Genomic DNA, 17,630 nt, shown 5'->3' with positions numbered 1-17,630 from the left:
CCGGTCTGTGCCGGCCGTCAGCCGACGTTGCGGGCCAGCCACCCGTTGAGCGGCGCCGCCGCGCGGAAGGTCGCCACCACCCGTTCCTTGGCTTTTCGGGTGCCGAGCCAGGTGGCGACCGGCCAGGTTCTCATCATCGCGATGCCCTTGTGCCGAAGCAGCTCGATTCGTTCGTGGTCCTTCGGATATCCGCGCGGGGCGGTCTTGAGCACCTCGTGCGCCATGATCTGGTAGCCGTTGCGATGCAGATCAGCCACGATCGCGGCCAGTTCCCCGCCTTCAGCCTCGGCGTCCACCGCGGCCCGGTAGCGCCGCAGCGACTCGGGGTCCGGCATGTAGAGGCCGCTCCCCGCAGACAGCCCATCGGCGGAGAACGACACGTACCCGGGCCCGATCATCGCGGCGCAGCTGGTCTTGTACGGCGACTTGTCGGCACTGAATCGAACGTCGCGGTAAGGCCGGAACAGTCTGCCTTCACCGAATTCGGCGGCGAGCTCGGCCACCAGCCCTTCCATCGGAGCCTTCACGTGGGTGTCGTAGACCGATCGGTGCTCCTGCCAGTACACCTTCGAGTTGTCGGCCTCGAGACCTTCGTAGAACTCGACGGCCTCGATCGGCCACCCCTGAAACGCCACGATCACATTGTGGTGGCGTTCGGCGGGCGCCGGAGCCAAATGAGCCACCCCTAACGGTTAGCAAATCTCCTCAGCGGGCACTCCACGTCGGCACCGGCAACGAAACATATTCGACAGCTTTTTGCGGGTGGAGACGAACGGAGCGGTAGTGGTAGCTGAGATCAGGTGCTTGGTGACGGGCGCCACGGGCTATATCGGCGGCAGACTCGTGCCGGCGCTGCTCGAGCGCGGCCACCACGTACGGGCGATGGCCCGCACCCCGGCAAAGCTCGACGATGCGCCGTGGCGCGACCAGGCCGAGGTCGTGCGCGGCGATTTGACCAAGCCCGACTCGCTGACCGCGGCGTTCGAAGGCACCGACGTCGTCTACTACCTGGTGCACTCGATGGGCACGTCGAGGGACTTTGTCGCCGAGGAGAAGCGCGCTGCCGAGAACGTCGCCGCCGCGGCGAAGGCTGCGGGGGTGCAGCGCGTGGTCTACCTCAGTGGCCTGCACCCCGAGGGCGAACTGTCACCCCACCTGGCCTCCCGCGCGGCTGTGGGGGACATCCTCATCGGATCAGGCATCGAGACCGTGGTGTTGCAGGCGGGCATCGTCGTCGGCGCCGGTTCGGCGTCGTTCGAGATGATCCGTCACCTCACCGACCGACTGCCGGTCATGACCACCCCGAAATGGGTGCACAACAAGATCCAGCCCATCTCGATCGACGACATCCTCTACTACCTGATCGAGGCGGCAACGGCACCGGTGCCGAAATCGCGGACGTGGGATGTCGGCGGCCCCGACGTACTCGAGTACGGCGACGCCATGCAGGTCTACGCCGACGTGGCCGGGCTGAGTAAGCGCCTCATCGTCGCCATTCCTTTCCTCACCCCGGCCATCGCCAGCTGGTGGGTGGGGTTGGTGACTCCCATTCCGTTGGGCCTTGCGCGCCCACTGGTCGCCTCACTGGAATGCGACGCGGTCGCCCACGAACACGACATCGATTCCGTCATCCCACCGCCCGCCCAGGGCTTGACCGGATATCGGGACTCGGTGGTGCTGGCTCTCAAAGGCGAGAATCAGCCGAAGATCGGACGCCGTTCTGTGATGCGCTGGAGTCCCACCGCGACGCAGTGACCTCTCCGCCGAGGCGTCAGGGCCGGCGCAGCGCCGAGGCGTTGTCGTTCTCGATCTGCAGCGGGATGCCTGTGCGGGCGGCGGTTTCGAGCATGTGCTCGATGACGTTCTTGCCCAAAGCAGTCTCGCCGGGCAGTTCGATCGGATAGTTGCCGTCGAAACACGCCGAGCACAGCCGCGAAGCCGGCTGCTCGGTCGCGGCGATCATGCCCTGTCGACTGATGTAGCTCAGCGTGTCGGCACCGATCGCTCGGCGGACCCCGTCGAGCATCTCGCTCTCGTCGGCGGAGTTGCTCGCGGCGTTGGCGATGAGTTCCGCCGGCGTGGCGAAGTCGATGCCGTAGAAGCACGGCCATTTGACCGGCGGTGAGGCGATCCGGACATGCACCTCAACGGCACCGGCCTCACGCAGCATTCGGATCAGGGCACGCTGGGTGTTGCCTCGCACGATCGAATCGTCGACGACGATCAGGCGCTTTCCTCGGATGACTTCCTTGAGCGGGTTGAGCTTGAGCCGGATACCCAACTGGCGGATCGTCTGGGACGGCTGGATGAAGGTGCGCCCGACGTAGGCGTTTTTCATCAGACCCTGCCCGTACGGGATGCCAGAACCCTGGGCGTAGCCGACCGCCGCCGGAGTGCCGGACTCGGGGACACCGATCACCAGGTCGGCGTCGACGGGCGCCTCCACGGCCAGCCTGCGTCCGATCTCCACGCGGGTGCCATGCACCGACCGGCCGGCCAGCGTGCTGTCCGGGCGGGCGAGGTACACGTACTCGAAGACACAGCCTTTGGGTGTCGGGTTGGCGAAGCGGGTGGAGCGCACGCCGTCGGCGTCGATCGCGAGCAGTTCACCCGGTTCGATGTCACGGACGAACGCCGCGCCGACGATGTCGAGCGCCGCGGTCTCCGATGCCACCACCCACCCGCGGTCGAGGCGGCCCAGCGACAGCGGCCGCACGCCGTGGGGGTCGCGGGCGGCGTAGAGGGTGTTCTCGTCCATGAAGGTCAGACAGAACGCGCCGCGGACGGTCGGGAGGAGTTCGAGAGCCGCCTGTTCGAGCGACGAGTCCGCTGCACCGTGCGCCAGCAGCGCTCCCAAGATGTCGGAGTCGGTGGTGGCGGCGACCGCGCCACGATTGCCCATCAGCCCCTCGTCGCGAGCACGGGCGGCGAGTTCGGCGGTGTTGACCAGATTTCCGTTGTGGCCCAGCGCAACCCCGGTGCCCGCCGCGGTGTTGCGGAACACCGGCTGAGCGTTCTCCCAGGTGGTGGAGCCCGTCGTGGAGTAGCGGCAGTGCCCGACGGCGACATGACCCGGCATCGCGGCCAGCGTCTGCTCGTCGAAGACCTGGCTCACCAGGCCCAGATCCTTGAACACCAGCACCTGCGAACCGTCGGCGACGGCGATGCCGGCGGCTTCCTGCCCCCTGTGTTGCAGGGCATAGAGGCCGTAATAAGTGAGTTTCGCCACCTCTTCGCCGGGCGCCCACACTCCGAATACGCCGCACTCTTCCTTGGGGTCGTTCTCGGGGGGCTCGACGGTCACAATGGCTGCTCCCTGGGGGCTGTGGGTGACGCTCATCAGTCTACGGTGAACACCGACCGAAGACGGAATCGAATGGCGGTGTCGGTCCACGGGTTCAACGCCGACATCGCCGCGAACATTTCTCGGAGGAGCGTCGCGTGCACCCGGGTCCGGCCGAACCACAGCTACGGTGGCACCCCGCAACCCGCATCATCTTCCGCTTCGGGGTCGTCTACCTCGGGCTGTTCTGCCTCACCTTCGCCCAGATCACGTTCGTTTACGCCGGGATCGCCGCGTTGTGGCTGCCGCAGAACGCGGTGCTGTGGCAGATGATCACGCTGGAACCGGTCACCCGCTGGGTGGGCCGGACGGTTTTCGGGGTTGACACCGCGCTGCAACCGTTCTCCGGCAGCGGCGACCAGGCGGCCATCTGGATTCTGGTCTTCTGCCTGTTGGTGGTGGCCGTCGTCGCCACGGCGGCCTGGTCGGTGCTCGACCGGAACCGGGCCGCCTACCCGCGCCTGGCGGCCTGGTTCACGGTGTTCCTGCGGCTGTGTCTGGGCGGCCAGATGTTGTTCTACGGTTTGGCGAAGGTCATCCCGACGCAGATGCCGTCACCGCCGCTGGCCTCACTGCTCGAACCGTTCGGCAACCTGAGCCCGATGGCAGTGCTCTGGCTGCAGGTCGGCACGTCGCATCCTTACGAGATCGTGTTGGGATCGGTGGAGGTATTGGCCGGCGTACTGCTGTTCCTGCCGCGAACCGCCACCGCCGGCGCGCTGTTGAGCGTGGGCGCCACCGCCCAGATCTTTCTGCTGAACATGACCTACGACGTACCGGTGAAGATCCTGTCGTCGCATCTACTGCTCATCAGCGTGGTGCTGCTGGCGCCACAGGCGCGACGCCTGGCAGGCGCTCTGGCCGGCCGGGCGACCGACGCCGAGGTGCGTCGCCCCCTCTTCGAATCCGCAGGGCACAACCGCATCGCCGCAGCCGTGCAGGTGGCCCTCGGGCTGTGGGTGCTTGCCGGATGTCTCATCCTGAATGTTCAACTGTGGCAGGAGGTCGGCGACGGGCGAGAAAAACCGGACCTGTACGGCATCTGGTCGGTCAACGAGTTCACTGTCGACGACCGCCCGCGCCCGCCGGTGATCACCGATGAGACCCGTTGGCAACGGCTCGTTTTCGACACTCCACAGGTGGTGACCTACCAGCGGATGAACGGTGATCTGGTCGACGTCGCGGCGTCGTTTGAGGACGACACGCTGACGCTGACCGACCTTTCGGCCCCGCCGGGAGAGCCACCGGCGCCGTGGGCGACGATGACCGTCGACCGGCAGAGCCCCGACACGCTGCGCCTGGCGGGCACCCTCGACGGCAGTCCGGTGACGATCTCGTTGCAGCGCCAACCGCTCGATGAATTCACGCTGCGCAACCGCGGGTTCAACTGGGTGCAGGACCAACCCTATTTCGGTTGAGGCGGTCGCGAGTCAGTCGGAGAGTCCGACGATCGGCAGCAGGTCGGCGATCTCACCGGCTCGCCCGCCCGACATCTGCAACGCGCCTACCGAGGCGGCGTCGGCGACCGACTGCAGACCCGTCGCCAGCAGCAGCCAGGTGCGCGGGTCGGCTTCGACCACGTTCGGCGGGTTGCCGCGGGTGTGCGTCAGACCCGAGATGCACTGGACGGCGACAAACGGTGGCACCCGCACCTCGACGGCCGCTCCCGGCGCCAGCAGCGGCAGGGTTCTTGCGGTGGTCCGCACCGCTTCGGCCAGTTCGGTCCGGCTCGGCGGGGGCATGCTCTCGTCGCGTAGCCAACCCGCCACGGCCAGCACTGCGGCGCGGGTCTTTCCCGGATCGGCACTACGGCGGACGGCCATAATCTAGGGTCTCAAAGTGTCTGTCGACCGCGACGACCCGCCGTACAAAGTGGTGGGGGCGCTTTTCCTGGCGATCACCGTCATCGCAGGCAGCCTGCTCTTCTTACAGTTCCGGGGGCACTTTGCGGGGACCAGCGAATTGACGCTGCTGGCTGCGCGGGCGGGTCTGGTGGTGGAACCGGGCGCGAAGGTCACCTACAACGGGGTCGAGATCGGCCGGGTGGCCAGGATCGCGCAGGTGGAGTCCGACGACACCCCGGCAGCCAGGTTGACCCTCGACGTCGATCCGGCCTACCTGCGGTTCATTCCCGCGAATGCGGTCTTCGAGGTTCGCGCGACCACCGTCTTCGGCAACAAGTACGTATCGGTGAGCTCACCGGACAAGCCTGTAGCGCAACGGATCTCGAGCGGCGACGTCGTCGACGTCACGGGGGTGACGACCGAGTTCAACACATTGTTCGAGACCGTCACCGCGATCGCCGAGCAGGTCGATCCGATCAAGCTGAACCAGACTCTCAGCGCCGCCGCCGAAGCACTGACAGGCCTGGGCGACAGGTTCGGCGAATCGCTGGTCAACGGCAATCGGATCCTTGATGACCTGAATCCGAGGATGCCCCGGTTGCGCTATGACATCGAACAGGTGGCGGCCCTGGCCGAGGTGTACGCGAGCGCGTCTCCCGATCTCTTCGACGGACTCGACCAAGCGGTCCAGACGGCGCGCACGCTCACCCAGCATCGCGGCGACATCGACGCGGCGTTGATGGCTGCACTCGGCTTCGCCGACGGCGCGACAGGCACCTTCGAGGAGGCCGGACCTTATTTGATTCGTGGTGCCGCGGACCTGACCGCGACCTCGAAGCTGCTCGACGACTATCGCGGCATGATCCTGTGCACCACCAGGAACTACGCCGAGGTCGGTCCCGAGATCTCCCGCGTCTTCGGTGGTGACAACGGCTACTCGCTGCGGTCGGCCGGCACCGTCTTCGGCGCAGGCGACCCGTACGTCTACCCCGACAACCTGCCGCGGATCAACGCCAGGGGCGGCCCGGAGGGCAGGCCGGGGTGCTGGCAGAAGGTCACCCGCGATCTGTGGCCGATGCCGTATCTGGTGATGGACACCGGGTACAGCATCGCCCCCTACAACCACGTGGGTATCCCCCAACCGATGCTCGTCGACTACGTGTGGGGCAGGCAGGTCGGCGAGCCGACCATCAACCCGTGACCCTTGACCTCAATCGCCATTGAGGTTCTACCGTCTGCGGTATGACCTTCACATCCTTCGAGATCGACTTCATGAAGCAGGCCGACCTCGGCAGACTGGCCACCATCCAACCCGACGGCACGCCGCAGAACAGCCCGGTCGGGTTCACCTTCAACGAGCAACTCGGCACAATCGACATCGCCGGCTATCAGATGTCACGCAGCCGCAAGTTCCGCAATCTCGCGCGAAACAACAAGGTGGCGTTCGTCATCGACGACATCCCGTCCCGCGACCCGTGGCGGGTGCGGTGCCTGGAGATTCGCGGCACCGCCGTGCAGGCCCTGCTCGACGACCCGCCGCGCGAACCGAACGGGGACCCACTCGACGCCGCCATCATCCGTATCACGCCTCGGCGGGTGATCAGTTTCGGGATCGACGACCAGACGACCGAACCGCACCAGTTGGTCGCGCACGTCCGCAACGTCGCCTGACCTCTCCCCCACCCCGACGCTGGACCGTCAACGCGGCGATCGCGCCGGCCTCGTTGACGGCCAGGTGAGCGAGCATCGGTGCGGCGAGGCTGCCCGACTTCGCGTAGAGCCGGCCGAAGATCCAGCCTGCGGCACCGGTGACCAGGATCGTGCCGGGCACCGATTCACCCGTTGCGCGGGCGTCAGGCAGGTGTGACAGGCCGAACGCCGCCGCGGCGAACAGTTGCCCCCAGGACTCACCGAAGGCCCGCGTCGCGGTGGATCCCAGCGCCGCCCGGTAGGCCGCCTCCTCCGCCCACACCGTGCCGATCGGGATACGCAGCAGCAGCCATCGGCCGGTCGGTGCCGGCAGCGTGCGTTCGGCCATGCCGTCTCGAACCTGCGAAATCGCCGTTCCCGCAGCAACAGCGAGCACCACAGGTGCCGCGGCAGCCGCCCCCCACCGCAGACCGGCCCACAGTGTCGGTGGCCGCAGGCCCAGCGAGGCACCGCTGAGCGACGACATCGCGACGCCGAACAGCGCGTGCGGAAGCGGATGCCACCGAGCCGGGATCCGCGGCGCCGCCACGCTCCATCCCAGCAGCGCCACCGCCAACGCGACCGCCCGCAGCGTGTCCCGCACTATGCGGCGGACTCGTTCTGCTGCAACGCTACTCGGATCCGCTCGGTGTCGGCCTGCGTCCACCCCGGAGGTGCGGCGACGCCTGCCCATCCGTCGAGGATGAAATCGCCGTAGTTGTGCCCGTGGCCGTCAGGCACGGACGCGGCGTTGGTCATGTCCGCTGCGACCTGCCAGAACGTGATGATGGGATACCACCGCATCGATGAGGTCCGGTCGCGCCCCGGCGGCTCGGCGAGCCAATCCGGGCGGGTGAACAGCAGTTCCGGCGACCACCAGACGATCGGGTCCGAGGCATGCTGCAGGAAGAGCACTCTGGTGCCGTTCCACGGATCGGCGGTGTCCCCGGCGATCTGAGCAGCGTCGTTTCCCTGGGAGAACCGCACGGTGCGGCCGTCGTCATAGCGCGGTTCCACTTCGGGGGTGCCCGGGTCGCGGCGCGTCGTTATTGCCTGCCACAGCGGGCTGGCATTGGGCGGGCCGACCCAGAGCACCGAGGAGAAGCCCATCCGGGAGATGTCGGGCAACCAGTCGAACGCGCCCTGCCCGGCCATCGAGCCGAGGCTCTCCCCGTAGAGCAGCAGGCGGGGACGCTCGTCCTCCGGCAACCGGACCCATCGGTCGTGGATGGCGTCGATCATCATCCGGCCCGAGTCCATCGACTTCTGCTGGTCGCCCAGGAACGAGATCCAGCTCGGCAGATACGAATACTGCGATCCGACGATCGCGGTGTCGCCGTTGTACATCATCTCCAGCGACCTCGCCGCGATCGGGTTGACCCATCCGGTCCCGGTGGTCGGCACGATGACCAGCACCTCGCGCTCGAAGGCGCCGCTGCGCTCGAGTTCGCTGAGCAGCACGGCCATGCGAGCTTCGTCGGTGTCGGCAGTCTGCAGGCCGACGTACACCCGGATCGGTTCCTCGGCGGGCCTGCCGTTGAGGCGGGTCAGCTCCTCGGCTCCCGGACCGCCCGCGACGAAGTTCCTTCCCTGGTATCCCAGCGACTCCCAGGACGCGAAAGACTCTGGACTGCCTGATCTTTCGGGTTCATCGGGCTGTGTCACGCCCTCCCTGGTGGTGGTGTTCTGCGGCTGGAACACCCGGTTGGCCCCGGCCAGGAAGCCCCGCACCAGGACGCCGTTGACCAGCGTGATCACCAGCACCACGACGATGCCCGTGCCGATGAACAGGGCCACCTCGTCGGAGAGCCGCCAGCGGCGGATGAAAACACGTGCCATCGTCTTGATCAGGTCCAGCAGAAGCCGACTCGTCGCCACGCAGACCCCTGCAACCACTGCTGCCAGGACGAGGGTGCGCAGATAGCCGGCCGTGGCCGGCCCTTCCACACCCATGAGCGCGGAGACCTGCCGTTGCCAGGCGGCCGCCGGGATCACGATCAGTGCACAGGCCCCCACCGACATCACGACTGCGATGGCCTTGAGCGCGTAGGACACCCGGGCGGGCGGCGGCCACCACCGCCGACGCGCCAGCAGGAACCTGCCGATCATCGTGGACACGAACACCCCGATGCCGTATCCGATGGCGGCGGTGACGCCGCCGATCAGACCCTGGAACAGCCAGTCCCTGGGCAGCAGCGACGGAGTCATCGACAGGCAGAAGAACAGTGCGCCGAACACGGCGCCGGTGAAATCCAATCGCACCAGGCGCCACGCCCAGAGATAGACGGGGTTGTCCTTGTGGGTCTGCGAGGTCACCCGAACAACCCGGGCAGCACGCCCTCCGACGTGCGCCGCAACTCCTCCAAGGTGACCGTGAACTGGCCCTGCACCTCGACGGCCGCCTGGCCCCCGTCGGGCCCCTGGTCGACGACACCGATTCGGGTGGCCGGCAATCCGCGGGCCTGGCACATCGCGGTGAACCTGCTCTCCTCGGTGCGGGGCACCGCGACGAGCACCCGCCCGGAGGATTCGGAGAACAGGAACACGAACGGGTCGACCGACTCGGGAAGCACGATGCGGCAACCGGTTTCGCCGGTCAGCGCCGCCTCCACCACCGCCTGGATCAGGCCGCCCTCGGACAGATCGTGGGCTGCGGAGACCAGGCCGTCGCGCGACGCGGCGGTGAGCACATCGGCCAGCAGTCGCTCCCGTTCCAGATCCACGGCAGGCGGCAGGCCGCCGAGATGTTCGGCGGTGACCTGGGCCCAGATCGAACCGTCGAACTCGTCGCGGGTGTCGCCGAGAAGGATCAAGGTCTCGCCGGGTTCGTTGCCGAGGCCGGTGGGGATGCGCCGCTTCACATCGTCGATGACGCCGAGCACGCCGACGACCGGGGTGGGCAGGATCGCCGTGGTCCCGGTCTGGTTGTAGAAGCTGACGTTTCCGCCGGTGACCGGAATGCCCAGTGTCGCAGCACCATCGGCCAGCCCGCGGACCGCCTGCGAGAACTGCCACATCACGCCCGGGTCCTCAGGTGAGCCGAAGTTGAGGCAATTGGTGACCGCGATCGGGGTGGCGCCGGTGACGGCGACGTTCCGGTAGGCCTCCGAGAGCGCAAGCTGGGCTCCCGTGTACGGATCGAGCGCCGTGTACCGTCCCGAGGCATCGGTGGAGATCGCGATGCCGCGCCCGGTCTCCTCGTCGACGCGCAGCACGCCGCCGTCGGCGTTCTCGGCCAGCACGGTGTTGCCTCGGACATAGCGGTCGTATTGCTCGGTGATGAACGCGCGGCTGCACAGGTGTGGGCTACCGACCAGCGCGAGCAACGTCGCGCGCAGTTCGTCGCCGCTCGACGGCCGGGGAATCGATGCCGAGGTGTCGGCGTTGAGTGCATCCTGGGTGTCGGGTCGCTGAACTGGCCGTTCGTACACCGGTCCCTCGTGGGCGACCGTGCGCGGCGGCACGTCGACGACGGTTTCGCCGTCCCAGGTGATCTCCAGCCGGTCTCCGTCGGTGACCTCACCGATGACCGTGGCCAGCACATCCCATTTGCGGCACACCGCCATGAAAGCGTCGACGTTGTCCGGGGTGACGACCGCGCACATCCGTTCCTGCGATTCGCTCGACAGGATCTCGGCCGGCGTCATGTTGGCCGCCCGAAGCGGCACCGTCTCCAGCGCAACCTTCATGCCGCCATCGCCTGCGGCCGCCAGTTCCGAAGTAGCGCAAGCCAATCCGGCGCCACCGAGATCCTGGATGCCGACCACGAGGTCGGCGGCGTACAACTCCAGGCAGCACTCGATGAGGACCTTCTCGGTGAACGGGTCACCGACCTGGACAGACGGCAGCTTCTTTCGGCCCGCTCCGCCCTCGTCGCCGCCGAACGTCTCCGACGCCAGCACCGACACCCCGCCGATACCGTCCAGACCGGTGCGGGCTCCGAACAGGATGATCTTGTTGCCCGCCCCCGACGCGAACGCGAGTTTCAGGTCTTCCTTGCGCAACACCCCGACGCACAACGCGTTGACCAGAGGGTTGCCCCCATAGCAGGCGTCGAACACCGTCTCGCCGCCGATGTTCGGCAGTCCCAGCGAGTTCCCGTAGCCACCGACGCCGCGCACCACGCCGTCGACGACGCGTCGGGTGTCCGGCGCATCGGCGGCGCCGAAGCGCAACTGGTCCATCACGGCCACCGGCCGGGCACCCATCGCCATGATGTCGCGGACGATCCCGCCGACGCCGGTGGCGGCACCCTGGTAAGGCTCGATGTAGGACGGGTGGTTGTGCGACTCCACCTTGAAGGTGGCCGCCCACCCGTCGCCGATGTCGACGACGCCGGCGTTCTCGCCGATGCCCGCGAGCATCGCGGTGCGCATCTTCTCGGTGGTCGTCTCACCGAAGTAGCGCAGATGCACCTTCGACGATTTGTAGGAGCAGTGCTCGCTCCACATCACCGAGTACATCGCAAGCTCGGCATCGGTAGGCCGACGGCCGAGGATCTCGCGGATCCGTTCGTACTCGTCGTCCTTGAGCCCCAGCTCGCGGAAGGGCTGCGGCTGCTCGGGAGTAGCGGCTGCCCGCTCGACGGTGTCTACCTCTTGGGTCAACCCAGACGTCACCGAGACAGTCTAGCCAGCGCGAGAGGTCAGCCTCCGGCGACGCAGAAGGCGTTGCCCTCTGGGTCGGCCAGCACGACCCACTCGAACTCAGGCCCGAAGCTGTTCCGGCCGGTCTCGCGCGCTCCCAGACCGACGAGGCGGGCCACTTCGGCCTCCTTGTCGGCGGAGTGGAAGTCCAGGTGCACCTTGTTCTTGCCGGGCGTCGGTTCGGGCACCCGCTGGAAGCCCAGCGCCGGGCGTCCCTCGCTGGTGACCATCACGAATTCGCCTGGCGCCACGGCGTTCACATCGCCCCCCGCAGCCTTCGCCCACCAGTCCGCGAGCCCGTCGGGATCAACACAATCGAAGGTGATCATCTCAACTTTCAGTGTCATACCGCCGACCCTAAGTCAGCCGGGTGACAGAAACGCCTGAAGTGCCGACGAATAGGCAGCGACATCGGCGGCGCCCATCACCTCACGCGCCGAGTGCATCGCCAGCTGGGCCGCTCCGACGTCGACGGTCGGTATTCCGGTGCCCGCTGCGGTCATCGGACCGATCGTCGATCCACACGGCAGGTCGGCGCGATGCTCGTAGCGCTGCAGTGCGACGCCCGCCTGCTCGCAGGCCAGCGCGAACGCCGCCGCGGTCCGGCCGTCGGTGGCGTAGCGCAGGCTGGGCTGCACTTTCAGCACCGGACCTGCATTGACCTCGATCAGGTGGCCGGGTTCGTGGCGTTCCGGATAGTTCGGATGGGTGGCGTGCGCCATGTCCCCGGAAGCGACCATCGATTCCGGCAGTCGTCGCAGGAAGTCTTCGCGCCCGCCGCCCTCGGCCAGCGTGATCCGCTCCAGCACCGTCGGCAGCAGGTCGGATTGTGCGCCATGGTCGGATTGTGATCCGACCTCCTCGTGGTCGAAGAGCACCAGCACCGGCGTGACGGCAGCCGGTGCCGCCGCCAGGAAACCCTCCAGACCGGCGTAACACGTCGCCTGGTTGTCCAGTCGTGGCGCGCTGATCAGCTCACCGTCGACCCCGGCTAATCGCGACGGGTTGATGTCGTGTGTCATCAGATCGGCGCCCAGCACGTCTTCGACGTCCACGTCGGCCTGCGCCGCGACATAGGTCAGGAACGACCGGGACCCGCTGCCCACGCCCCAGACCGCGTTGACGTGCCGTTGGGGGTTGAGCTCGACGCCCTTGCGGTCCTCGCTGAGATGAATCGCCAACTGCGGTACCCGCAGGATCGGCTCGTCGATCCTGATCAGGTGGTGTTCGATGCCGCTGCCACTACGGACCGAGAGCCTGCCGCTGAGACCGAGGTCGCGGTCCAGCCACGAGTTAAGCCAGGCCCCCCCGTAGGGCTGCAGGGCCACGATCTGCCACCCGGCGACGAACCGGTCCGGGTGCTGTTTGACCCTCAGGTTGGGGCTGTCGGTGTGGGCACCGACGACACGAAAGGGCACCCCCTTCTCGCCGCCGGAGCGCCAGGCGATCAGCGAACCGGCCCGAACCACGAAGTGGTCACCCGACGCGGGCCACGGGTCGCTCTCGGACAGTTCGGTGAACCCGGCGGCGAGCAATCGGTCCGCGGCGCTTCGGCACACATGGAACGGGGACGGCGACGAATCGATGAACTCACACAGGCCATGGGGGCTAGCTGCCATCTCTTCATCTTCACGGGTCTCATCCGCGGCCGTGGCACTAGGGTCGGTGTGTGCCCGATCTTGATCCGCAGCCGGTTCTCGCGCCGCTGACTCCCGCGGCGATCTTCCTGGTGGCGATCATCGACGAGGACGGCGAACGGTCGGTGCACGATGCGCTGGGCGACATCGCAGGGCTGGTGCGGGCCATCGGATTCCGCGACCCGACGAAGCGACTCTCCGTCGTGACGTCGATCGGGTCGCACGCGTGGGACCGGTTGTTCGCCGGGGCCCGCCCCGCTGAACTGCACCCGTTCGTCGAACTCGACGGCGGCCGCCACCGCGCCCCGTCGACACCGGGCGACCTGCTGTTCCACATCCGCGCCGAGTCGATGGACGTCTGTTTCGAGCTGGCCACCAGGCTCGTCGGCGCGATGGACACGATCACCGTCGTCGACGAGACACACGGATTCCGGTTCTTCGACAACCGAGACCTGCTGGGTTTCGTCGACGGCACCGAGAATCCCGACGGCCCGCTGGCCGACAGTGCCACCCGGATCGGCGACGAGGATCCTGACTTCGCCGGTGGCTGCTACGTACATGTGCAGAAGTACGTGCACGACATGGGTTCCTGGAACTCGCTGTCGATCGAGGAGCAGGAAAGAGTCATCGGGCGCACCAAGCTCGACGACATCGAACTCGACGACGATGCGAAACCCCCGAACTCCCACCTGGCGCTCAACGTCATCGAGGACGAGGACGGCACCGAACTCAAGATCGTGCGGCACAACATGCCGTTCGGCGAGGTCGGCAAGGGCGAGTTCGGTACGTACTTCATCGGCTACTCGCGCACCGCAGCGGTGACCGAGCGGATGCTGACCAACATGTTCATCGGCGACCCGCCGGGCAACACCGACCGGGTGCTGGACTTCTCCACCGCCGTCACCGGCTCGATGTTCTTCACCCCGACCACGGACTTCCTCAACAACCCTCCGCCGCTTCCGGATTCAGCGGCGGCGGAATCGCCGGCGGTCGCGCCGGTGACGACGGACAGCTATGACGGATCGCTCGGGATCGGCAGTCTGAAAGGACAACCTCAATGAACAACCTGTACCGCGAACTGGCCCCGATCACCGACGTCGCGTGGGCGGAGATCGAGCAGGAAGCCACCCGTACCTTCAAGCGCCACATCGCGGGCCGCCGGGTGGTCGACGTCAGCGAACCGGGAGGCCCCGTCACCGCGGCGGTGAGTACCGGCCACCTGATCGATGTCGCCGCACCCGGCGACGGCGTGGTCGCCCACCTGCGTGATGCGCGGCCGCTGGTCAGGCTGCGGGTGCCGTTCACGGTGAACCGGATCGACATCGACGACGTCGAGCGCGGGTCGCAGGATTCGGATTGGGACCCGGTCAAGGACGCCGCCAAGAAGCTGGCGTTCATCGAGGATCGGGCGATCTTCGAGGGATACGAGGCGGCCCACATCGGTGGCATCCGCAAGGCGAGTTCGTGCCCCAGTCTGGCGCTGCCCGAAGACCCGCGCGAGATCCCCGACGTGATCAGCCAGGCGCTCTCGGAACTGCGACTGGCCGGCGTCGACGGCCCGTACAGCGTGCTGCTGTCGGCGGACATCTACACGCAGGTCAGCGAAACCACCGCGAACGGCTATCCCATCCGCGAACACCTCAACCGGTTGGTCGACGGTGACATCATCTGGGCGCCGGCCATCGACGGAGCATTCGTATTGTCCACCCGCGGAGGCGATTTCGACCTGCAGCTGGGCACCGACGTGTGCATCGGCTACCTGTCCCACGACGCCGAGACCGTGCAGCTCTATCTGCAGGAGACCATGACGTTCCTGTGTTACACCGCCGAGGCGGCAGTCGCGCTGAGCGCCTGACACCAGTTCCCGCGAGCCCGCGCGACTCCCCGCGAGCCCGCGCGACTCCCCGCGAAAGCGCGTGTTTGCACGCCGACGCGCCGCAACAGCTGGCATTTTGCGCGCGCTCACAGTCGACGAGCGTGACGTTGAGCCCACAGCTGTTGGGCCGCAACCGGTCCGACCGACCAACCACGCCCCGAATGCAGAGACGTCAGGACACCAAAACTGCGTCCAGTGCGGAGTAGAAGAGGCCCAGCCCGTCGTCGGACGGGCCGGTCAGAGCTTCGGTGGCGTGCTCGGGGTGCGGCATCAGGCCGACGACGCGGCCGTCGGCCGAACTGATGCCGGCGATCGCACGCATCGAGCCGTTGATGTTGTCGCGGTAGCGGAAGACCACCCGGCCTTCGCCCTCGAGTTCGTCGAGCACGGCCTCGCTGGCGACATAACGTCCCTCGCCCGACTTCAGCGGCACCAGAAGGTCGGCGCCCTGGTCGTAGCGCGAGGTCCACGCCGAGGTGTTGGACGCGACCTGGAGCCACACGTCGCGGCACACGAAGTGCAGGCCGGCGTTACGCGTCAGCGCCCCGGGCAGCAGACCGGCTTCACAGAGCACCTGAAAGCCGTTGCAGATCCCCAGCACCGGCATGCCACGGCCGGCAGCGGCGACGACCTCACCCATCACCGGGGCGAACCTCGCGATGGCCCCGCAACGCAGGTAGTCGCCGTAGGAGAAACCGCCGGGGACCACCACCGCGTCGACGCCCTTGAGGTCGGCGTCGGCATGCCACAGGTTGACCGCTTCGGCGCCGGCCAGTCGTACCGCGCGCGCGGCGTCGATGTCGTCGAGGGTGCCCGGGAACGTGATGACGCCCACACGGGCGCTCATGCGGTGCCTCCGGGGAGTTCCCTGCTGACGGTCCAGTCCTCGATGACGGTGTTCGCCAGGAGCGATTCGGCGATCTCGGCGAGCTTCTCGTCGTCGATGCTGTCGTCGACTTCGAGTTCGAATCGCTTGCCCTGCCGCACATCTGAGACTCCGTCGAAGCCCAGGCGGCCGAGAGCGCCGACGATCGCCTGCCCCTGCGGGTCGAGGATCTCGGTCTTCGGCATGACGTGTACCACCACTTTTGCCACGCGCTCACTCTACCTGCGGGGGCAGCGGCCCCGCGTCACCGGCATGAGCCCAGGTAGGCGGCACACAGCGGCGCTGCCATCGCGTCGAAAACCTCGGTGTCGGGCACCACCGACCACTCGACGGCGGTGGGCAACGTCGACCACAGCGCCACCTCGACCAGGGAACTGTTGCGCGGGTCCGCCACCAGGTAGGCGTGCATGACCCGGCGGCCACCGTCGCTGATCACCGTCGCAAGCCGCTCCGCATCGCTGCTGGTCATCGACGGTGACACTGCGGGCGCCGTGAGGTGGCACAGCGCCAGAGCCATCCGGGCCTTCTCCAGCGTCTCCAGAGCGAGCGGGCCCCCGGTGGACACCGGGCCCCGCCAGTGCAGAACCTGCACCCGCAGGTTCCACTGCCCGTCGGGATTGCTCACCTCGGCGCGGGCGGCAACCACGTAGTCCCGGGGATCGTCGGCTGCGGTCGGACTCGCACACCACCCCTCGAACCCGAACCGGGGTGCGGGCGCGTCAACCGCCAGCCTTGCCAGGCCCGGCCAGCGGTAGACCGGGTACAGCGGCAGGGAACTGGACTCGATCCACGCGGCGTCGGGGATCGCGTCACAGAAGGGCGGACAAATCCCCGGCACGGAGCGTGCCGTGCCCGGGACCACCACGAGTCCGCAGACCGCCACCACCAGCGCGAGCATCAATCTCACGTAGACCTACCCCCTGCGCGCAACAATATAGGGATGCAGCTCACACACTTCGGACATTCATGCCTGTTGGCCAGCTTTCCGGGAGCACCGGGCGAGGGCATCGGCGGCGCGACGACGGTGTTGTTCGACCCGGGCACCTTCTCCCACGGCTTCGAGGGCATCACCGGTTTGTCGGCGATCCTGATCACCCATCAACACCCCGACCACGCCGACACCGAGCGGCTGCCCGCGCTCATCGAGGCCAATCCGCAGGCAACCCTCTACGCGGACCCGCAGACAGCAGCTCAGCTGGGCGCACCGTGGCAGGCGGTCCAGGTCGGCGACACTCTGTCGGTCGGACATCTGACGGTGCGGGGTGTCGGCGGCAAGCACGCGGTCATCCATCCGGAGATCCCGATCATCGACAACATCTCGTATCTCGTCGGCGACGGTGAGCACCCGGCGAAGCTGATGCACCCCGGCGATGCGCTGTTCGTCCCCGGCGAGCCGGTGGACGTGCTGGCCACGCCCGCCGCGGCGCCGTGGATGAAGATCTCAGAAGCCGTCGACTACCTGCGTGCGGTCGCGCCGACCCACGCGGTGCCGATCCACCAGGCGATCGTGGACCCGATCGCCCGGCCCATCTACTACGGCCGGTTGTCGGAGATGACCGACACCGACTTCCAGGTCCTCGAACCGGAGAGCGGCACGCAGTTCTGAGTGAATCGGGCGCGCTGACACCCCCTCGGCGTCGTGTCTCGCGCCGGATTCGCCCTCAGCCGACGTCGCGGGCGGCGGCCCGACCGGCCGCGCGGCCGGAGAA

At 67.5% G+C, this 17,630-nt stretch carries 18 protein-coding genes; 7 read left to right on the top strand and 11 right to left on the bottom strand.

All coding sequences use genetic code 11. The features are described from left to right. Window positions 1–17 precede the first annotated feature (17 nt). A complete protein-coding gene (locus tag WA965_RS18330) occupies window positions 18–635 on the bottom strand; it encodes a DUF2461 domain-containing protein (RefSeq protein ID WP_526301820.1) in 618 nt (205 codons plus the stop codon). Window positions 636–783: 148 nt separating this feature from the next. Between WA965_RS18330 and WA965_RS18325 the strand changes: the two genes are divergently transcribed. Continuing rightward, window positions 784–1,755, top strand: coding sequence for an NAD(P)H-binding protein (locus WA965_RS18325; RefSeq protein ID WP_526301856.1), 972 nt, complete (start codon window positions 784–786; stop codon window positions 1,753–1,755). Window positions 1,756–1,771: 16 nt separating this feature from the next. Here WA965_RS18325 and purF read toward each other — a convergent pair whose 3' ends face one another. After that, window positions 1,772–3,340 (bottom strand): amidophosphoribosyltransferase, encoded by a 1,569-nt coding sequence (gene purF, locus WA965_RS18320; RefSeq protein ID WP_526301818.1) that lies wholly within the window; start codon window positions 3,338–3,340, stop codon window positions 1,772–1,774. Window positions 3,341–3,441: 101 nt separating this feature from the next. Here purF and WA965_RS18315 point away from each other — a divergent pair, with 101 nt between their 5' ends. Continuing rightward, window positions 3,442–4,761 (top strand): DoxX family protein, encoded by a 1,320-nt coding sequence (locus WA965_RS18315; protein WP_526301816.1) that lies wholly within the window; start codon window positions 3,442–3,444, stop codon window positions 4,759–4,761. A gap of 12 nt (window positions 4,762–4,773) precedes the next feature. On the opposite strand, the gene WA965_RS18310 is transcribed toward WA965_RS18315, so the two are convergent. Beyond that, on the bottom strand, window positions 4,774–5,166 hold the full coding sequence (locus WA965_RS18310) for a sterol carrier family protein (RefSeq protein ID WP_526301814.1): 393 nt from the start codon (window positions 5,164–5,166) through the stop codon (window positions 4,774–4,776). Between the two features lie 16 nt (window positions 5,167–5,182). On the opposite strand from WA965_RS18310, the gene WA965_RS18305 reads away from it, so the two are divergent. After that, on the top strand, window positions 5,183–6,388 hold the full coding sequence (locus tag WA965_RS18305; protein WP_526301812.1) for an MCE family protein: 1,206 nt from the start codon (window positions 5,183–5,185) through the stop codon (window positions 6,386–6,388). 41 nt (window positions 6,389–6,429) lie between these two features. Then, window positions 6,430–6,858, top strand: coding sequence for a PPOX class F420-dependent oxidoreductase (locus WA965_RS18300; RefSeq protein WP_526301810.1), 429 nt, complete (start codon window positions 6,430–6,432; stop codon window positions 6,856–6,858). Here WA965_RS18300 and WA965_RS18295 read toward each other — a convergent pair. From WA965_RS18295 to WA965_RS18275, 5 genes are read right to left on the bottom strand one after another with little or no spacing between them, the layout of a single operon-like run. Beyond that, window positions 6,788–7,480 carry an Rv0804 family intramembrane glutamic endopeptidase gene (locus WA965_RS18295; RefSeq protein WP_526301808.1) on the bottom strand — a complete coding sequence of 231 codons (693 nt, stop codon included), beginning with the start codon at window positions 7,478–7,480 and terminating at the stop codon, window positions 6,788–6,790. The genes WA965_RS18300 and WA965_RS18295 overlap by 71 nt on opposite strands. Further along, window positions 7,480–9,192: an alpha/beta hydrolase gene (locus WA965_RS18290; protein ID WP_526301806.1), complete on the bottom strand. Its 1,713-nt coding sequence runs from the start codon at window positions 9,190–9,192 to the stop codon at window positions 7,480–7,482. Before WA965_RS18290 ends, WA965_RS18295 begins: the two co-directional genes overlap by 1 nt. Beyond that, complete coding sequence (purL, locus tag WA965_RS18285; protein WP_526301854.1) at window positions 9,189–11,483, bottom strand: phosphoribosylformylglycinamidine synthase subunit PurL; 2,295 nt, start codon at window positions 11,481–11,483, stop codon at window positions 9,189–9,191. Before purL ends, WA965_RS18290 begins: the two co-directional genes overlap by 4 nt. A gap of 38 nt (window positions 11,484–11,521) precedes the next feature. Continuing rightward, entirely contained in the window at window positions 11,522–11,869 is a 348-nt protein-coding gene (locus WA965_RS18280; protein ID WP_526301804.1) for a VOC family protein, read from the bottom strand. Window positions 11,870–11,884: 15 nt separating this feature from the next. After that, window positions 11,885–13,141 carry a M18 family aminopeptidase gene (locus WA965_RS18275; RefSeq protein WP_526301802.1) on the bottom strand — a complete coding sequence of 419 codons (1,257 nt, stop codon included), beginning with the start codon at window positions 13,139–13,141 and terminating at the stop codon, window positions 11,885–11,887. A gap of 50 nt (window positions 13,142–13,191) precedes the next feature. On the opposite strand from WA965_RS18275, the gene WA965_RS18270 reads away from it, so the two are divergent. After that, window positions 13,192–14,220: a Dyp-type peroxidase gene (locus WA965_RS18270; protein WP_526301800.1), complete on the top strand. Its 1,029-nt coding sequence runs from the start codon at window positions 13,192–13,194 to the stop codon at window positions 14,218–14,220. Then, entirely contained in the window at window positions 14,217–15,014 is a 798-nt protein-coding gene (locus WA965_RS18265; RefSeq protein ID WP_526301798.1) for a family 1 encapsulin nanocompartment shell protein, read from the top strand. The genes WA965_RS18270 and WA965_RS18265 overlap by 4 nt, the downstream gene beginning before the upstream one ends. A gap of 193 nt (window positions 15,015–15,207) precedes the next feature. Here WA965_RS18265 and purQ read toward each other — a convergent pair whose 3' ends face one another. Genes purQ through WA965_RS18250 form a run of 3 tightly spaced genes read right to left on the bottom strand, consistent with a single transcriptional unit; the run spans window position 15,208 to window position 16,819 of the window. Continuing rightward, window positions 15,208–15,882 (bottom strand): phosphoribosylformylglycinamidine synthase subunit PurQ, encoded by a 675-nt coding sequence (purQ, locus tag WA965_RS18260; RefSeq protein ID WP_526301796.1) that lies wholly within the window; start codon window positions 15,880–15,882, stop codon window positions 15,208–15,210. Then, window positions 15,879–16,130 carry a phosphoribosylformylglycinamidine synthase subunit PurS gene (purS, locus tag WA965_RS18255; RefSeq protein WP_178361769.1) on the bottom strand — a complete coding sequence of 84 codons (252 nt, stop codon included), beginning with the start codon at window positions 16,128–16,130 and terminating at the stop codon, window positions 15,879–15,881. The genes purQ and purS overlap by 4 nt, the downstream gene beginning before the upstream one ends. A 35-nt stretch (window positions 16,131–16,165) precedes the next feature. Then, window positions 16,166–16,819 (bottom strand): ATPase, encoded by a 654-nt coding sequence (locus WA965_RS18250; protein WP_526301852.1) that lies wholly within the window; start codon window positions 16,817–16,819, stop codon window positions 16,166–16,168. A 42-nt stretch (window positions 16,820–16,861) separates the two neighbouring features. On the opposite strand from WA965_RS18250, the gene WA965_RS18245 reads away from it, so the two are divergent. Beyond that, on the top strand, window positions 16,862–17,527 hold the full coding sequence (locus WA965_RS18245) for an MBL fold metallo-hydrolase (RefSeq protein WP_526301794.1): 666 nt from the start codon (window positions 16,862–16,864) through the stop codon (window positions 17,525–17,527). Window positions 17,528–17,630: the final 103 nt, after the last annotated feature.

The sequence above is a fragment of the Mycobacterium sp. genome (genome assembly GCF_049683935.1).
GTDB lineage: Bacteria > Actinomycetota > Actinomycetes > Mycobacteriales > Mycobacteriaceae > Mycobacterium.
Note: the sequence above shows the minus strand (reverse complement) of the source record. Positions and strands in the feature narration are given on the sequence as shown.